Source organism: Acidisoma sp. S159, from assembly GCF_009766125.1.
Taxonomy (GTDB): domain Bacteria; phylum Pseudomonadota; class Alphaproteobacteria; order Acetobacterales; family Acetobacteraceae; genus Acidisoma.
The window spans coordinates 262,664-278,634 of the sequence record NZ_LMUG01000059.1 but is presented as its reverse complement, the minus strand read 5'-3'; the positions used below and the strand labels follow the sequence as shown (position 1 = coordinate 278,634).

The following is a 15,971-nucleotide window of genomic DNA, read 5'->3' as shown; positions in this document are numbered from 1 at the left end:
TGGTTGATAGTGCGCGAAAATGCAGGTTTATTGGGGGAAACGAAGTGAGTAAACTACTCGCGCGCCGCTCTGTCGTCCAACTTGGTAGTGCCGGTCTCCTGGGTTTGGGCCTGGGCGGACGATTGTCCACCCCAGCCCTGGCAGCCGCCACAAAGCCATATAAGATCGCGCTCTCGAATTCCTATATCGGCAATAAATGGCGCCTCGAAATGGAGAACGTCTTCAAGGCCGCGCTCCAGATGGAGCCCTTCAAGTCGGATGTGAAGGGCACATGGTTCAATTCGGGCAACAGCGTTAGTACGCAGTCGCAACAGCTCTCGAACCTGATTGCGCAGGAAGTCGATGCGATCATCATCGATGCGGCATCCCCTACGGGTCTGAACGGAATCCTGCACCAGGCAGTGTCACGCGGTATCGTGGTCATCGCTTTCGATAATCTCGTGACGGCGCCTGGCGTGCTCTCGGTCAATGTCAGCCAATTCGACCTCGGGAAGACCCTTGCCGCGTGGCTGGCCAAGCAAATGAACGGCACCGGCAATGTCATCATGGTGACGGGTGTCGCCGGAACTCAGGTGGATCTCGATCGCAACAAGGGCGCCGATAGCGTCTGGGCGCAATATCCGAACATCAAGGTGGTCAACCGTTATACGGGCATGTGGGACAGTTCGACGGCCGAACGGAACACCGCCGCCGTATTGCCCTCGCTACCCAAGATCGATGGCATCTGGTGCCAGGGCGGCACGGATGGCGTGCTTAAGGCGTTTATCTCCGCCGGGCGGACCCCGCTGCCGCCAACCGCCGGTGAATGCGAGAACGGCTTCCGCAAATTCATGATCGGCTATCAGGGCCAGAAAATCAAAGGCATCTCGATCGGCTCACCGCCCTTTATGTCCGTTGTCTCTCTGGAACTCGCACGCCGTATTCTGGCCGGCCAATACCCGAAGAAGAGCATCGATCTGCCGCTCGCCATCGTGACCGACGAAACCGTGAAAGTCGGCGAGACGGTATTCCCCGACCAGCCGGACAGCTTCTTTGACGACTTCACCGATTCCGGCCCGAACGCCATCGTCAAGCTCTGCATCGAGGCGGCGCTTTCCGGAACGCCCTGCCCCGGTACCCTCAACGTCAACCTTCCGGCCGCATAGCGCCCGAGGCCGCGACCCGCGAGCAGGATCGGGATGGCTGAGTTAGACGGCGTTCAGGCTGAGCCCGCGATCGAGGGTCGCGGGCTCAGCCGCTCCTATGGCGGCGTCCATGCGCTGAATGACGCTTCGATCTCGGCGGTCGCGGGTGAGGTGCATGCGCTGGTCGGCGAAAACGGCGCGGGCAAAAGCACGCTCATCAAGATATTGGGCGGCCGAACGCGCGCCGATACCGGAACCGTTAGTGTCGGCGGCCGGGAGGTAAAATTCGCAGGTCCGGACGCCGCCCATCGCCTCGGCGTCTGGACGGTCTTCCAGGAACTGACGCTGCTGCCCTGGATGTCCGTCGCCGAGAACCTCATGATCGGCCGCGAACCACGGTCGCGCCTAGGTCTGATCGACCGCCGCGGCATGGAACGGCGAGCGGAAGACACCCTGGCGGCTCTCGGGGCGGAGCACATCGATCCGCTCGCCTTGGTCGAGGACATCCCTCTCTCTCAGCGCCAGACTGTCGAGATCGTACGCGCCATCAGCTACGAACCGGACATCCTGTTCCTCGACGAACCGACATCCTCCCTCGTCGAGCGCGAGGTCGTGTGGCTCTTCGGCCAGATCAGGCGGCTGCGCGACTGTGGCACGGCCCTGGTCTTTACCTCCCACCGCTGGAACGAAATCCGCGACATCGCCGACCGCATCACAGTCTTTCGCAGCGGGCGCAATGTCGGGACCTTCAAGGAATTGCCCGAGGATGACGCGGTCACGCTCATGACCGGCCGCCGGCTTGAGGCGCTCTATCCCCAGCGCCCGCCGCCGCCGCCGGCCGTTCCCGCACTGGCCCTCAAGTCATACAATGCGCGTGGCGTGCGTGATGTCTCGCTGGAGCTGCGCAAAGGTGAAATCCTCGGGCTTGGGGGCTTAGCCGGGCACGGTCATCGCGAACTCTTCTTTAGTCTTTTCGGCGCTGAGAAGATGATAGCGGGCACTGTCGAGGTCGGCGGCAAAGCGGTTCGCATCCGAAATCCGCGGGAGGCGATGCGCCACGGAATCGCGCTGGTGCCTGAGGACCGCAAGACCGAAGGGCTGCTCCTCGCGATGAGCGTGCGGGACAATGCGACCCTCGCCGTGCTGCGCCGCCTGGCGCGCTTCTCGATCTTGCGGCATGTGCGGGAAAGGCAACTCGCGCAAGGTTTGATCGACCGGCTGCGGGTGCGAACGCCCGGACTATCGAACCCCGTAGGCGCGCTGAGTGGCGGCAACCAGCAGAAGGTTTTGCTCGGCCGCTGGCTGCTCGCGGAGCCGAACATCTTCCTGCTCTACGATGTCACGCGCGGGGTCGATGTCGCGACCAAGCATGAAATATACGAACTTATTATGAGACTTGCGAAGGAAGGCCGCGCGATCATGCTCTATTCCTCCGACGCCGAGGAATTGGCGCATTTGTCTCACCGCGTGCTGGTGATGCGCGAAGGCCGGATCGCCGCCGAGTTGAGCGGCGCGGAACTCGATGCCGAAATTATCGTCTCGGCCGCCGTGCGTGATCGAATTGCCGCCTAAGCCCCGCGCCGTGTCGGACAATAGAAGGCCGCGCTGGGTTCACCGGCTAGCGCAGGAGGCCGGGCTTTTCCTCGCGGCGACCATGCTCGGCATCGCGGTCATTCTTTACTGTGTGGTCTTTCTGATCGCGCAGCGCCATCTGCCCGGCGGTTTCGAGCTGACCTCGACCGTGAACTCCACCTTGCCGCTGGTATTGGCGGCCGTTGCCCAAACTCTGGTTGTGCTGACACGCGGCATCGACTTGTCCGTCGGCGGCGTGATTGACCTCACCAATGGGCTCGCCGCGATCACGCTCGACGGCTCCGCCTGGGGACATGCCGGGCAGCCGGGAACTGGCTCGATCGGCACGATGATCCTGGGCTCCCTTCTGGTGCTGGCTGTCGGCGGAGTCTGCGGGTTGATCAACGGCCTTCTCGTGACGCTCGGGCGGCTGCAGCCGATCCTCGTGACGCTCGCCACACTCTCGATCTTCCAGGGCATAGCGATTCGGGTCCTGCCCCAACCGGGAGGTGCGGTGCCGCAGGGCTACACCAACCTGCTCGCCAATCCGAATTGGCCGACCTCCGTATTGTGGCTCGTCGCCTTGGCCGTCATGTGGTGGATGTTCCGCCGCACGCGTTTCGGGGTCGGCGTCTACGCGATCGGCAATGACGCCGCCGGCGCCGCCGCCATTGGCGTGCCAGTCGCGTCGGTCCGTATCCTGGCTTACGTGCTGGGCGGCGTCTGCTCCGGCGCGGCCGGGCTGTTTCTCGCGGCGACCGCGACCGCCGGAGACGCCACCGCCGGCAATACTTATACGCTGACCTCGATCGTCGCGGCTGTGTTGGGCGGCGTCAGCCTATTCGGCGGGCGCGGCAGCGGTATCGGCGCGATCTTCGGCGCTTTCGTCAGCAGCATGATCGTGAACATTCTGTTCTTCGCGCATATCGACCCCCTGTATCAAAGCTTCTACGAGGGCGTTTTCCTGATCGCGGCCGTCGTGCTGGTCGGTGGCATCGGCCATCTATTGCGGAGGCGCTACTAATGGCGTCATCAGCGGAGCCCGTAATGCCGGGACCCGAAACTCCCGTGCCAACAGGCCAAGACGCGCCTCTGCTTCTGCGCCTCCTCGGCTCACCCACGCGGCGCCGCATCCTCTACGCGCTCTTGGCGTCCATTGTGCTGTTCGCGATCGGCCAGGCGGTGCGGCCGGGTTTCGCGAGCCCCTCTGGTATTCGCGCCGTGCTGACGATCGCCTCTTTCGTCGGTCTCGTGGCGGCAGGGCAAACCTTCGTCATCCTGATCGGCGGTATCGACCTTTCAGTGCCTTGGGTTCTGAACGGCGCCTCCATCCTCATGGTGACCTCCTCGTTGGGGAGTAACGCCCGCGCCATTCCCGCTTTGCTACTGACTCTCGGCATGGGGACTTTGGTCGGCATGCTGAATGGGGCCGGCATCGTCCTGCTCGGTGTGCCGGCGGTGGTGATGACCCTTGCCATGAACGGCATCATGGAGGGCCTCACGCTCGGCTTCAGCGGCGGGATGACCTGCGCCGCTTGTGGCTCCTACGCGCCGCCGGTGGTTCAAGCGGCGGTGCATGACTCGCTCTTCGGCATCCCGACCGCGCTGCTGCTGTGGTTGGTGGTGATCGTGCTCGTCTCGGTCGTCCTGAGCATGACCACCTTCGGCCGCCGGACCTACGCGATCGGCAACAGCCCCCGCGCCAGTTTCCTCGCGGGCGTCGATGTCACGACCTGCACGATCGGACTCTATGCGTTGAGCGGCCTCTTCTCCGCCCTGGCCGGCATCGTGCTGGTCGGTTATGGCGGACAGGCGGCGCTCGGCATGGGCGACCCCTATCTTTTCCAATCGATCGCCGCCGTGGTGATCGGTGGGGCGTCGATCCTGGGCGGGCGGGGAAATTATATCGGCAGTGCCGCCGGCGCGATCAGCCTGGTGACGCTGGTCAGCGTGCTTATGGCGATGAACATGCCCGAATACGGGCGCAGCATCATCTACGGCGTGATCATTCTCGTGCTGTTGTTGCTGTACGGGCGAGAAGACGCGGAGCGGTAGTCCGGCAGCACGTCATAATTCGGCGCGCAACCGATAGGCCAGCTCGCCGATGATACCTCTGCGGAAAACCAGCACGCAGATCATGAAGATAGCGCCCTGGATCACCACGACCCAAGCCCCGAAGGGCGCCAGATAATACTGCATCGCGACGACGATCAAAGCGCCGATGATCGGTCCGAAAATAGTCCCGATCCCGCCCAGCAGAACCATAAGCACGACTAGCCCCGAGACGCTGGTGCCCACATCCGAAAGTGTTTGTATGCCCATGACCATGGCCTTCGTTCCCCCCGCGATACCGGCAAGGGTCGCGGCGAGGATGAAGATGACCCACTTATAGTTCGTCGCTTTGTAGCCGAGCGAAATGGCGCGCGGCTCATTGTCCCGGATCGCTTTAACGACCTGGCCAAAGGGCGAATGCACCACACGATAGACGAATAGAAACGCGGCGAGAAAAATGACCGCGACGACGACATAGATCGCGAGATCTCTGGTCAGCGGGAAGACATCGAAAAGCTTGCCGCGCGGGATGCCTTGAATGCCGTTCTCGCCACCGGTGAAATCGGTCAGCTGCACGGCGAAGAAATAAATGATCTGCGCCAAGGCCAGCGTGATCATCGCGAAATAGATTGTCTGCCGACGGATCGAGAGCCAGCCGAAAACCGTGCCAAGCGCGGCCCCCGCGAGAGCGCCCGCGATGATCCCAACCTCCGGCGTCAGACCAAGGGATTCCACAAGGTAGCCGGCGACGTAGCCGCCCAGACCGAAATAGGCCGCCTGTCCCAGCGACAGCAGCCCCACCGAGCCCATCAGGAGATTCGTTCCCATGGCGAAGATCGCGTAGCACATCACCTGCATGACCACGATCGGATACAGGACAAAGGGCGCCGCGATCACCACGACGACGAGGACGGCGAAACCCAGCAACTGGTGTCGCGTCAGGCCAAACATTCAGGCGACCTTGCCAAAAAGGCCGGCGGGCCGGGCCAGCAGCACGATCGCCATCACCACGAACACAACGACCGCCGAGCCTTGCGGATAAAACACGTCGGTAAAACCCTCGATGATGCCAAGCCCGAATCCCGTGAGGATCGCTCCACCGATCGAGCCCATCCCGCCGATGACGACGACCGCGAAAACGGTGTCGATAAGTTGAGCGCCCATATCCGGATTGACCGAATAGAGCGGCGCCGCAAGCACGCCCGCAAGGGCCGCGAGGGCGACACCGGCGCCGAAGGTGAGTGCGATGAGACGTGGCACGTTCACACCGAAGGATTGCACGAGCGACGGGTTTTCGGTGGCCGCGCGCAGCAAAGCCCCGAGCCGCGTTTTCTCGACCGCGAACCAGGTCACGAAGCAGATGATGATTGCGGCAACCACCACAAAGCCGCGATAGACCGGCAGATACATGAAGCCGAGCTTCAGCACGCCCGAAAGGGCGTTCGGCGCATTGTAGCTAACCCCAGAGCTGCCGAAGTAGTTTGTGGCCAGACCTTGCAGCACCTGAGCCATGCCAAAGGTCAGCAGAAGGCCGTAGAGAATATCGAGCTTGTAGATCCGCCTGATGAAAGCCCGCTCCAGAAGCAAGCCGAAAACGCCCACAATAATGGGGGCGCAGACCAGCGCCGCCCAGAAGCCGATACCCAGATAGGTGAACAGCCCCCAGGCAACGAAAGCGCCCACCATGAACATCGCGCCATGGGCAAAGTTGATGATGTTCAGCAAGCCGAAGATGATCGCGAGCCCCATCGAAAGCATCGCGTAGAATGAGCCGTTGATGATGCCGAGCAGGAGCTGCCCGAACAACAACGGCAGCGGCTTGCCGAAGATCATCACCATGGCGGGCGCTGCCCTCAGGCTTTCACAAGAGGACAGCCTTCAGTCGCCAGTGGGGCGAAGGTCTGGTCCGCCGGCGTTGTGTGCAGCAGATCGTAGTAATCCCAGGGGATATTGCTCTCGCCGGGCTTCTTCACGCGGAAGAGATAGGATGGACACATGAACCTCCCGTCCTCGCGCACCGAGCAATGTCCGAAGGCATCGTCATCCGTGGGCATCTTTTTCATCTGCTCGACAATCGCGATACCGCTCTTATTGGCCGCGTCAATGCCGATCGCATCGACCGCCTTCATAAAATGCAGCGTACCACTATAGCAGCCAGCCTGCGCCATGGAGGGATAGTTGTTCGGCGTCTTCGGCAGGACGCGCTTGGTGAAGGCCCGCGTCTTGTCGTTCATATTCCAGTAGAAGCTCTCGGTCAGGACAAGACCCTGCGCGATGTCCAGGCCCATGCCATGCACATCGTTCAGGTAGATCAGCAAACCGGCGATCTTCATCCCGCTTTGCGTGATGCCAAACTGATGCGCCTGCTTGATCGAGTTCACCGTATCCTTGCCGGCATTCGCAAGCCCAAGAACCTGCGCCCCCGAGGACTGCGCTTGCACCAGGAAAGACGAGAAATCCGTCGTCTGCGGAAATGGGTAGGCGACACCACCGACAACCGTGCCGCCAGCCGCTTTGATCACCGCCGAGGTCTGGTCGCGCAGCAGCTGCCCGAAGGCATAGTTGGCGGTTATGAAGAACCAGCTCTTGCCGCCAGCCGCCACCATTGCCCCACCGGTGGAATGCGAGAGCATATAGGTGTCATAGGTCCAGTGAATCGTATTCGCGTTGCATTTAGGCCCGGTCAGGGCAGAAGTGGCCGCGTTCGAGTTGATATAGGCTTTGTTCTTGGCTGCCGCGACGCCCGCGATCGCCAGTCCGACGGCGGAATTGGGAACATCGATGAGCAGATCGACGCCGCTATCGAACCACTGACGCGCCAGCCCAGCGCCGACATCGGGCTTGTTCTGGTGATCACCCTTGATGACCTTGACGTTATAGCCTTTGGCGGTGGCGCCATAGTCCTCCAATGCCTGCCGCACGCAGGCGACGGATGTCTCGCCGCCAACATCGCTATAGGTGCCGGAGAAATCGCTGCAAACGCCGATCGTCAGGAACTTTCCGGCAGCGCGGGCCTTTAGAATCGGCAAGCTGGCGGCCGTAGCCGCCGCGGCACTGCCGAGGATCGTGCGTCTTGTTACGTCCATTTTGACTTCTCCCTTGCTATTCAACGCGACGTCAGCGGCTCGTCAGACGCCGAGCCTCTTTTGCAGCTCGCCCATGCGGGCTCCGAGTTCGTGGTTCGGTATCATATCGACGACCTGGCCGAGCTCGATGACGTAATGGCGATCAGCGAGTTTGGATGCAAAGCGAAAATTCTGCTCGACCAGAAGCACAGTGAAGCCACGGCGTTTGATCTCAGCGATCATTAAACCGATCTGTTGTACAATGACGGGGGCGAGACCTTCCGTTGGTTCATCAAGCAAAAGAAGCTTCGCGCCCGTGCGAAGAATGCGGGCGATCGCAAGCATCTGCTGCTCGCCGCCGGAAAGTTTCGTACCCGGACTACGGGCACGCTCCTTCAGGTTTGGGAAGAGGGTATGGATCTCGTCAATCGTCATCCCGCCTGGGGCGACAATGGGGGGAAGCAGCAGATTCTCCGTGACGCTCAGACCCGCGAAAATGCCGCGATTCTCAGGGCAAAATCCGATGCCGCGCCGGCCGACGATATCGGGCCGCGCATTAACGAGTTCCTCGCCGCGAAACTTGATACTGCCTTCCCGGCGCGGCACCAGACCCATGATCGACTTCAGCGTTGTACTCTTGCCCGCGCCATTTCGGCCAAGCAGAGTGACCACCTCGCCTTCACGCACCTCGAAATCCAGCCCGTGGAGAACGTGGCTCTCGTCGTACCAGGCGTTGAGGCCTTGGACCTCAAGCATAGTCGGTTCCCAGATATGCCGTGATCACGTCACGGTTATTGGCAACTGTCTGGTAGTCCCCTTCCGCCAAAATTCTCCCACGCGTCAGCACGGTGATTCGGTCCGAGAGACCGGAGACGACCGAGAGATTGTGTTCCACCATAAGGATACTGCGACCGGCCCTGATGCGGCCGATCAGCGCCACGATGCGGAGAACGTCCGCCTCCGTCATGCCCGCCGTTGGCTCATCCAGCAGCATTAGAACCGGATCCAATGCGAGCGTCGTCGCTATCTCCAGCGCGCGCTTGCGACCGTACGAGAGTTCCGCCGCCGGGGTTGCCGCGGCATCCGCTAGCCCGACATCGAAAAGCAGTTCATGCGCGCGATCATTGTACCGGCGAAGCACGGCATCCGACCGCCAGAAGTCAAAGCTCCGCCCTCGTTTCCGCTGAAGCGCGATGCGAATATTCTCAGCGGCTGTTAGGTGGCCAAACACCGCGGAGATTTGAAAACTGCGAACCAGACCGCGACGAGCGATGTCGGCGGGTTTCAACCTCGTGATATCCTCGCCTTGAAAATGGATCGTGCCCGCGCTGGGCTGAAGAAATTTCGTGAGCAGATTGAAGCAAGTGGTTTTGCCGGCGCCGTTGGGTCCGATCAGCGCGTGAATACTATTCGTTTCAATCCGTAACTTGACATCACTGACCGCCGAGAAGCCGCCAAAGACCTTGCTCAGACCGGCCGTCTCCAGGATCGCTTCGGCCAAATTGTCTCTTCCCGCGTTGTCGGTGCCTTACCAAAATAAGTCGCATAGACCCCCGAGAGGCGCAATCCACGGAGACGATCTAGTCCCGCCCTATCGGCCGCCGCCGTCAATCGTGAGAATCGTGCCCGAGGTGTAGGCCGATCTCGGGCTCGCCAGGAATGCCACGGCGGCGCCGATTTCCTCGGGGGAAGCTGGGCGACCGAAGGGCATGCCCTTCAGCAGTTCCGGCCAGCGCTCCGCATCCCCGAATTCGCGCTCGGCCCGCGCACGCTGCAGCATCTCCAGCCGCTTGGTTAGAACTGGCCCAGGATTGATGCCAACCGCCCGAATACCATCCTTATGGCTGCCGCCGGCCAAGGCCCGCGTAAAACCCATCAGCGCGGCATTGCCGGCCGAGCCCGTGATATAGGCAGGATCGAATCGTTCCCCGGCCGAGCCAATCACATTGACGATCACCCCGCCGCCTCGCTTCGCCAACATGGGATACACCGCCCGGCTGAGGGAGATGAAGCCGAACACCTTCAGGTCCCAGGCCTTGCGCCAAGTGGCGTCATCCACGGCAGTGAGCGTCCCCGGCGGTATCGCGCCCGCATTGTTCACCAATATATCGAAGTCCCCAGCCGTCTCAGCGACAGCGCGTGCCGCCGCATCGCTGGAAAGATCAATCGCAAATGTGGAGACAGCCACCTGAAAGCGCTCCCGGATCCCGGCTGCAGTCTCGTTCAGAGCAGCCGGATCACGCGCGACGAGTAGCAACTCGCATCCTTCCGCGGCAAGCGTCTCCGCAGCCGCTCGGCCGATGCCCTTCGAGCCTCCAGTAATAACGACGCGTTTGCCGGCAAGCTGCAAATCCATCTTCCACTCCAGAATGACCCCAGGCGGGCGGTCTAAGCTCGGGCAGGTTAACCGCACCCCGCCTGAAAGCCCTACACACCTCAACCGAACTCTGCAGTGACAATCCGGTCGGCGGCAACACGCGACCCCCGAGACGGGCCGGGCCGATCGGTGATATATCGCCTGCCGGCCGCCAGTAGTCCGCGAGCGACTGAATTTCTTGACGCAGCGCAGCATTCCCGCCATGGTTGCATAGGGTAGCGCGAGGACGCAGGATTTTCTCGGGACATTGAGGCCCGGTGCGACACCGGCATGCTCCACGGCGGCGGCCTTACATTGCCGCATGATGTTATACGTCGCTGCATCCGCTGCCGCGACCCGAAGTCTGCGGCGAGTGCCGAAACGTCATTGCAACCTAAGACTGCAGGTATCGCAGCCTCGCCCTTGACGCAGCGCGGCTTCCGTCCGCGTCCAAAAAATGCAATTGAGCTTGGGTATAGCCCGCTAGAAGGCATGCGGCGCGTAGAGGCGGCAAGACACGTGAATGTCATTCACCCAAGCGGGGTTCGTTGACGCGGGGCACCCCGCGCGCCAATCGCTCCCCCATGCGGCGAGGCCAAGTCGCCGTCAGCTTGGCTTGAAGATCTTGCAGCACAAACTCCAATGCGGCTCCCTTGATGTCTTGGGCTAACGGATGGCCCTTTAGCTTTTCGGGCACTTGCGCACGGCCGTTGGCCCGCACAATCCCTACCTCGTACACAACGCCGCCAATCTCGACTTCGACAAAATAAGAGTTGCGGTTTCTGGTTCCGTCCGGATGAGGTTCCGCCTGCCGATATCGAAGAACGTGAAACGACGACTGTTCAAACACCGGCCACAAATCCCGCTTATGCTTGTGTGTAGGTAGCGTAATCGTCGGCGCACATCGCGACAATGTCGAGGACGTTACGTTTTGGCAAATCTCAACGTGGTGCCTTCCTACAAGATGATCCCGCTCTTCGTTAGCAGAGCCAAACTACGATCCGCAAACGCCGCGACTGGAATTTCCGGGGTTTCCTGGAATTTCCACCGATGCACGTTTGCAATGGTGCGGCACTCGCCGGCGAGGAACGTGGCTGGAGACTTGTGCATTGGCTTTCCACAGTCCCGCATGAACGCATCTATAGTCGATTGTGACAGGTCTTCGGCGTGGGGCTTGCGCATCGCGGCAGGCATCTCCGCGCGTTGCCCAGCGGTGCTCGTAAGCGAACTCGAAGTTCGTGTGGGGGCTCTCCGCGGGAGCGCGGCGGTAGCAGTTTTCGTTTCGATGTCGTGTAGAAAATCGAACTCCGATGGACGCATTTTCCGTACCCGACCCTATGAGATTTTGGAGCGACCGGGACGACGCGGAACAACTGGGGATCGATGACCAAACCCTTTTGCGACGATCTCTGCGTGCCGACTTCAAGGGCGAGTTCAGGCTCGGTGACGGCCAATGCTGCTGCCCGCTCAATGTCACCGACCAAGCTTCGAGTGCTTGCTGCTCTATGAGACAATCGCCTCCACTCGAGGTTGTCAGCCATGTCTCAGGAACGATCCGTTACCTAAGTCTCAAGGTCGGACACATAGACTCTGGCGGATGGGGTGGGATTCGAACCCACGGTACGCTTGCACGCACGGCGGTTTTCAAGACCGCTGCCTTAAACCACTCGGCCACCCATCCCCGCGACGGCCGGTCCGGCGGCCGCGAAGATAAAATAGAACGCATTTCCGTCGTTGAAAAGCAGCCGCTAATGTGAGCGGTTAGGCCGCGACAACCTCGCCGCGTTCGGGCATTCTTTCGGAATTCTCCTTGACGATGTAGCCTCTTCCCCAGACGGTGGAGATGACGCTGGAGGCTCCCGCGGCCTGAAGTTTTTTCCTCAGCTTGCAAACGAAAACGTCGATGATCTTGATATCTGGCTCATCGTTGCCGCCGTAGAGATGGTTAAGAAACGATTCCTTCGCGATAATCGTTCCGCTGCGAAGGAACATCAGCTCGAGAATCGCATATTCCTTCTCGGTGAGATGCACGTCCTGGTCGTTCACGGTGACACCGTGACCGTCCATATCGAGGACGACGGGACCGATCTGAATCTTGGAATGGCTGAGGCCCTTGGAGCGGCGTACGAGCGCTTGCACGCGGGCATGCAACTCAGTCTGATCGAACGGCTTCGCCAGGAAATCATCGGCACCCAGCGAGAACCCCTTCACCTTCGCTTGCGGCCGGGTAAGGCCTGACAAGACAAGGATTGGGAGATCAAGGCGCGCCCAGCGTAGCCGCCGGATGACCTCATAACCTTCCATGTCTGGAAGCATAAGATCCAGGATCATTAGGTCATAATCGTATCGTTTCGCGAGAAGCAGGGCTTCTTCCCCTGTTTCGACGTGTTCGACGACCGCCCCCGTGGATTTGAGAGCCAGCATGACGGCCGCGACTGAATTTGGTTCATCTTCGACCAAGACGATGCGCATGGGGTGCACTCCTAGGTTGTGAAGAGAGTGCTACTTCCGCGTGTGCCGGTCAACGACGAAAATAAATTGAAATGTATTAAAAAATATACTGTTAGAAATTTTCGTCCGATTTATCAATGAATCGTCTCCGCAAGCAAATTCTTGCGGAACGATACCTTTAGGAAATTAGCTTTGTCTCAGTCGGCGTCATCTTTTATTGCAACCATGCTTTGACCGAAGCCCAGGGTTGAGAATTGGGACGGCTCTATTGCAGCCGCCTTCAGTGCAACGGAGAGCGTCTGAACGGGGGCATCGACCGCTTCGTCCGTGAGCCGAAACGTCCCAAAATGCATCCCAATCGAACGCTGTGCCCCAAGTGCCTGATGAGCCTGCACGGCCTCGTGCGGGTTCATATGCACGGGGGCCATCATCCAACGGGGCTCATAAGCTCCGATCGGCAAGAGGGCCAAATCGGGTGGCCCCAATCTTTTCCCGATCTCGGCCCAATGTCCGCCTGCACCTGAGTCGCCCGCGAAGAGCAATCGTCGCTCTGCGGCCTCTATCATGAAGCCGGACCACAGTGTTCGATTGCGATCCCAAAGCGTGCGGGCGGCGAAATGACGCGCCGGCGTCGCTGTTACCCTTGCGTCACCGATCTGGGTACTGCCCCACCAATCCAAGGCCTCCACGCGCGTGAAGCCCAGCCGCCTCAGGCGTGGCCCATTGCCCAGTGTCGTGACGACGACCGTGTCCCCTCGGCTGCGAAGGGCGCGAAGGCTCGGTAGGTCCATATGATCATAGTGATTGTGAGACAGCAGGATCAGGTCGATGGGCGGAAGATCGGCGAGCGCCAGTCCGGGAGGCCGAACACGCTTGGGGCCTGCCCAGGAAACAGGCGAGCAGCGAAGGCTGAAGATCGGGTCGGTCAGGATCGTGAGGCCGCCGAGGCGGAGCAGGAACGTCGAATGGCCGATGTAGGTCGCAACGATATCCCTAGGCGAGTTGGGCTCCGGAGGTGGATTGTAGCGAGGATCGACGATGCTGTCCGGCCATCGTACACGGTCGCGCCGCATCTGCCATTTCAGCACCGCCAGCAACCCACCCGACCGTGACGAGGTCCCGGGATTGCGGAAGCGCCGGCCGTCGAAATGGTCAGACTGAGGGGGGCTAATGGGAGGGTCCGGGGGACAGGGCATGCCTCGCTTCGCGAAAGCGCTAAAGGCTTCGGATGGCTGCCGGTCGGTTCGTGGTGGGCGCAACAGGGATTGAACCTGTGACCCCCACCGTGTCAAGGTGGTGCTCTCCCGCTGAGCTATGCGCCCACGAACCCGATGCGGCGACTTCCTAGCCGCTGCACACGGCCGCCGCAAGAGCCTGCCGCCGTGTCACCCTTGGTCCTCCGTCATGGCGAACCAACCATGGTGGAAACTGATCCAGCCGCTATGGATCAGGGCCCATACGCAAAGCCACACAATCGTCGTGATGACCGTCGTGCGCAGGATCGTGCGCTTGATGAAGGGGCGGGTCGGCGTTCCCCGCCAGCCGGAAACCGGATCGGCCTCGCTCGTCGCCGGACTGCTGAAGGGCAGCACAGCGAAAAGCAGGGACCACCAAATGAGAACGTAGAGCACCACGCCGGTGAACCACGCCATTTTCGCGACCTTTCAGGCTTGGTACGGTTTAGACCGCGATTCGCATCAGATGCACATCCACCAAGGGCCGCTTCTGCAGCCTGCGGCCCACCGTGCGGCGGAGCGAAGCCCGCGCAGACTCGGCGAGCGTCACATCATCTTGCCTCATCGCACCTGGCAGATCATCCACCGCGGCCGCGAACTCCGCCGCCATGCGCGCGGTCTCGGGGTCTTCCGAGTCGAGTAGCCCAGGTGCGCTGATCTGCGCTTCACCCCGGACCCGCCCATTGGAATCGACCATCAGGCTGCCGATGACGACGCCATTGAACAACATGCGCCGCCGTGCCGCCATGAGGCCGCCGGAAACCGGCACCAGCCGATTGCCATCGACCACAAGCCGTCCGACCGGAGCGCTATCGACGACGCGCGGCTGCCCCGGAGCCAGCCGCAGGATGTCGCCATCTTCCAGCATATAGGGTCGCGACCCCTCTTCCCGCGCCAATGCGGCGTGGGCGGCAAGATGGCGCCACTCGCCATGGACCGGCACGGCGTGGGTCGGCCGCACCAACTCATAGATACGACGGAGTTCGTCGCGCGCCGGGTGGCCGGAGACGTGGACCATGTGGTCGTCGTCGGTCATCAGATGCACGCCGCGGCGAGCCAGATTGTCCTGCACGGTGCTGATAGCGCGCTCGTTGCCCGGGATGACCCGGCTTGAGAAGATCACCGTGTCGCCTTCGCCCAGCGCAATGCGCGGGTGGCTGTCGGCCGCGATGCGGGACATGGCGCTACGCGCCTCGCCCTGGCTGCCCGAGACAATGAGCAGTAGGTTGTCGTCGGGAATGTCGGCTGCCGCGTCCTCGCTCAGGAAGGGCGGCACCGTCGAGAGATAGCCGCATTCGCGCGCGGCCTGCTCCAAATTGCGAAGGCTGCGACCCGCCACCGCTACGCGACGGCCTACCGCCTGAGCGGCAAGCGCAATTGTCTCCACCCGTGCGACATTGCTCGCGAAGCATGTTACCGCGATACGCCCGCTCAGCCCGCGAATCAGCGCCGGCAGCGCACGCCGGACCTCGGACTCCGAGCCGGAATGCCCCTCCACCAAGGCATTGGTGGAATCACCGATCATCGCCAGCACGCCACGATCGCCCAGCGCCTTCAGCGCCGGCTCGTCGGAGAGCGGCCCGACCAGCGGATCGGGATCGAGCTTCCAGTCGCCGCTATGCAGGACCAGACCATAGGGTGTGGTGATCGCCAAAGCCTGCGCCTCCGGAACGGAGTGCGTCATCGGGATGAACTCGACGTGGAACGTGCCGAGATCAAGCGTCTGCCCCGGCTGCACCACCTTGAGCGGCACCTCCGACAGCAGCCCTGCCTCCCCGAGCTTCCGGCGCAGTACGGCGGCGGTGAAGGGCGTCGCATAGACCGGGCAGCGCAGCTGGCGCCATAGCCAGGCGACGGCGCCGATGTGATCCTCATGGGCGTGAGTGATGATCAGGCCAACGAGTTTCTGCCGGCGCTCGGCGATGAAGCTCGGATCCGGAACCATGATCTCGGCCTCCGGATGCTCGGGGCCGCCAAAGCCGAGGCCGCAATCAATCGCCAGCCACTGCCCATTACAACGGTACAGGTTCAAATTCATGCCGATCTCGCCCGTCCCTCCCAAAGGAAGGAAGGCGAGGTCGTTCTCATCAATATCCATAGTCGGTCAGTCCTTGTG

The 15,971-nt window shown here is 61.5% G+C and carries 15 protein-coding genes and 2 tRNA genes; 4 read left to right on the top strand and 13 right to left on the bottom strand.

Translation table 11 applies throughout. The features are described from left to right. Positions 1-44 precede the first annotated feature (44 nt). From GSQ92_RS18105 to GSQ92_RS18090, 4 genes are read left to right on the top strand one after another with little or no spacing between them, the layout of a single operon-like run. Positions 45-1,145, top strand: coding sequence for a sugar ABC transporter substrate-binding protein (locus GSQ92_RS18105; RefSeq protein WP_254065699.1), 1,101 nt, complete (start codon positions 45-47; stop codon positions 1,143-1,145). A 33-nt stretch (positions 1,146-1,178) separates the two neighbouring features. Continuing rightward, a complete protein-coding gene (locus tag GSQ92_RS18100) occupies positions 1,179-2,696 on the top strand; it encodes a sugar ABC transporter ATP-binding protein (protein WP_159013812.1) in 1,518 nt (505 codons plus the stop codon). Continuing rightward, positions 2,677-3,720, top strand: coding sequence for an ABC transporter permease (locus tag GSQ92_RS18095; RefSeq protein WP_254066643.1), 1,044 nt, complete (start codon positions 2,677-2,679; stop codon positions 3,718-3,720). Before GSQ92_RS18100 ends, GSQ92_RS18095 begins: the two co-directional genes overlap by 20 nt. A 23-nt stretch (positions 3,721-3,743) precedes the next feature. Further along, positions 3,744-4,751, top strand: coding sequence for an ABC transporter permease (locus tag GSQ92_RS18090; RefSeq protein ID WP_158803630.1), 1,008 nt, complete (start codon positions 3,744-3,746; stop codon positions 4,749-4,751). A gap of 12 nt (positions 4,752-4,763) precedes the next feature. Here GSQ92_RS18090 and GSQ92_RS18085 read toward each other — a convergent pair whose 3' ends face one another. The 13 genes from GSQ92_RS18085 to GSQ92_RS18025 all read right to left on the bottom strand — a co-directional run bounded on the left by GSQ92_RS18085 (position 4,764) and on the right by GSQ92_RS18025 (position 15,953). Continuing rightward, on the bottom strand, positions 4,764-5,699 hold the full coding sequence (locus GSQ92_RS18085) for a branched-chain amino acid ABC transporter permease (RefSeq protein ID WP_158803629.1): 936 nt from the start codon (positions 5,697-5,699) through the stop codon (positions 4,764-4,766). Then, positions 5,700-6,587 carry a branched-chain amino acid ABC transporter permease gene (locus GSQ92_RS18080; RefSeq protein WP_158803628.1) on the bottom strand — a complete coding sequence of 296 codons (888 nt, stop codon included), beginning with the start codon at positions 6,585-6,587 and terminating at the stop codon, positions 5,700-5,702. 14 nt (positions 6,588-6,601) lie between these two features. Next, complete coding sequence (locus tag GSQ92_RS18075; protein ID WP_159013810.1) at positions 6,602-7,834, bottom strand: ABC transporter substrate-binding protein; 1,233 nt, start codon at positions 7,832-7,834, stop codon at positions 6,602-6,604. Positions 7,835-7,876: 42 nt separating this feature from the next. Beyond that, positions 7,877-8,569, bottom strand: a complete 693-nt coding sequence (locus tag GSQ92_RS18070) for an ABC transporter ATP-binding protein (RefSeq protein WP_158803626.1) — start codon at positions 8,567-8,569, stop codon at positions 7,877-7,879. Then, complete coding sequence (locus GSQ92_RS18065) at positions 8,562-9,314, bottom strand: ABC transporter ATP-binding protein (RefSeq protein WP_158803625.1); 753 nt, start codon at positions 9,312-9,314, stop codon at positions 8,562-8,564. The genes GSQ92_RS18070 and GSQ92_RS18065 overlap by 8 nt, the downstream gene beginning before the upstream one ends. Positions 9,315-9,404: 90 nt before the next feature. Beyond that, complete coding sequence (locus GSQ92_RS18060; RefSeq protein WP_158803624.1) at positions 9,405-10,169, bottom strand: short-chain dehydrogenase/reductase; 765 nt, start codon at positions 10,167-10,169, stop codon at positions 9,405-9,407. A 526-nt stretch (positions 10,170-10,695) separates the two neighbouring features. After that, positions 10,696-11,019, bottom strand: a complete 324-nt coding sequence (locus tag GSQ92_RS18055; RefSeq protein WP_158803623.1) for a hypothetical protein — start codon at positions 11,017-11,019, stop codon at positions 10,696-10,698. Between the two features lie 741 nt (positions 11,020-11,760). After that, positions 11,761-11,850 (bottom strand) — tRNA-Ser (locus GSQ92_RS18050). A gap of 80 nt (positions 11,851-11,930) precedes the next feature. Next, complete coding sequence (locus GSQ92_RS18045) at positions 11,931-12,641, bottom strand: response regulator transcription factor (RefSeq protein WP_158803622.1); 711 nt, start codon at positions 12,639-12,641, stop codon at positions 11,931-11,933. Between the two features lie 176 nt (positions 12,642-12,817). Then, positions 12,818-13,816, bottom strand: coding sequence for an MBL fold metallo-hydrolase (locus tag GSQ92_RS18040; protein ID WP_254065697.1), 999 nt, complete (start codon positions 13,814-13,816; stop codon positions 12,818-12,820). 51 nt (positions 13,817-13,867) lie between these two features. After that, positions 13,868-13,942 (bottom strand) — tRNA-Val (locus tag GSQ92_RS18035). A gap of 63 nt (positions 13,943-14,005) precedes the next feature. Continuing rightward, complete coding sequence (locus GSQ92_RS18030; RefSeq protein ID WP_158803621.1) at positions 14,006-14,272, bottom strand: DUF1467 family protein; 267 nt, start codon at positions 14,270-14,272, stop codon at positions 14,006-14,008. A 28-nt stretch (positions 14,273-14,300) separates the two neighbouring features. Continuing rightward, positions 14,301-15,953: a ribonuclease J gene (locus GSQ92_RS18025; RefSeq protein WP_158803620.1), complete on the bottom strand. Its 1,653-nt coding sequence runs from the start codon at positions 15,951-15,953 to the stop codon at positions 14,301-14,303. Positions 15,954-15,971 lie beyond the last annotated feature (18 nt).

What these genes read in the sequence shown, in the direction of transcription:
- GSQ92_RS18100 (WP_159013812.1), top strand. Translation starts at nt 1,179, where the DNA reads ATGGCTGAGTTAGACGGCGTTCAGGCTGAGCCCGCGATCGAGGGTCGC.
- GSQ92_RS18090 (WP_158803630.1), top strand. Translation starts at nt 3,744, where the DNA reads ATGCCGGGACCCGAAACTCCCGTGCCAACAGGCCAAGACGCGCCTCTG.
- GSQ92_RS18085 (WP_158803629.1), bottom strand. Translation starts at nt 5,699, where the DNA reads ATGTTTGGCCTGACGCGACACCAGTTGCTGGGTTTCGCCGTCCTCGTC.
- GSQ92_RS18080 (WP_158803628.1), bottom strand. Translation starts at nt 6,587, where the DNA reads ATGGTGATGATCTTCGGCAAGCCGCTGCCGTTGTTGTTCGGGCAGCTC.
- GSQ92_RS18075 (WP_159013810.1), bottom strand. Translation starts at nt 7,834, where the DNA reads ATGGACGTAACAAGACGCACGATCCTCGGCAGTGCCGCGGCGGCTACG.
- GSQ92_RS18070 (WP_158803626.1), bottom strand. Translation starts at nt 8,569, where the DNA reads ATGCTTGAGGTCCAAGGCCTCAACGCCTGGTACGACGAGAGCCACGTT.
- GSQ92_RS18060 (WP_158803624.1), bottom strand. Translation starts at nt 10,169, where the DNA reads ATGGATTTGCAGCTTGCCGGCAAACGCGTCGTTATTACTGGAGGCTCG.
- GSQ92_RS18045 (WP_158803622.1), bottom strand. Translation starts at nt 12,641, where the DNA reads ATGCGCATCGTCTTGGTCGAAGATGAACCAAATTCAGTCGCGGCCGTC.
- GSQ92_RS18040 (WP_254065697.1), bottom strand. Translation starts at nt 13,816, where the DNA reads ATGCCCTGTCCCCCGGACCCTCCCATTAGCCCCCCTCAGTCTGACCAT.
- GSQ92_RS18030 (WP_158803621.1), bottom strand. Translation starts at nt 14,272, where the DNA reads ATGGCGTGGTTCACCGGCGTGGTGCTCTACGTTCTCATTTGGTGGTCC.
- GSQ92_RS18025 (WP_158803620.1), bottom strand. Translation starts at nt 15,953, where the DNA reads ATGGATATTGATGAGAACGACCTCGCCTTCCTTCCTTTGGGAGGGACG.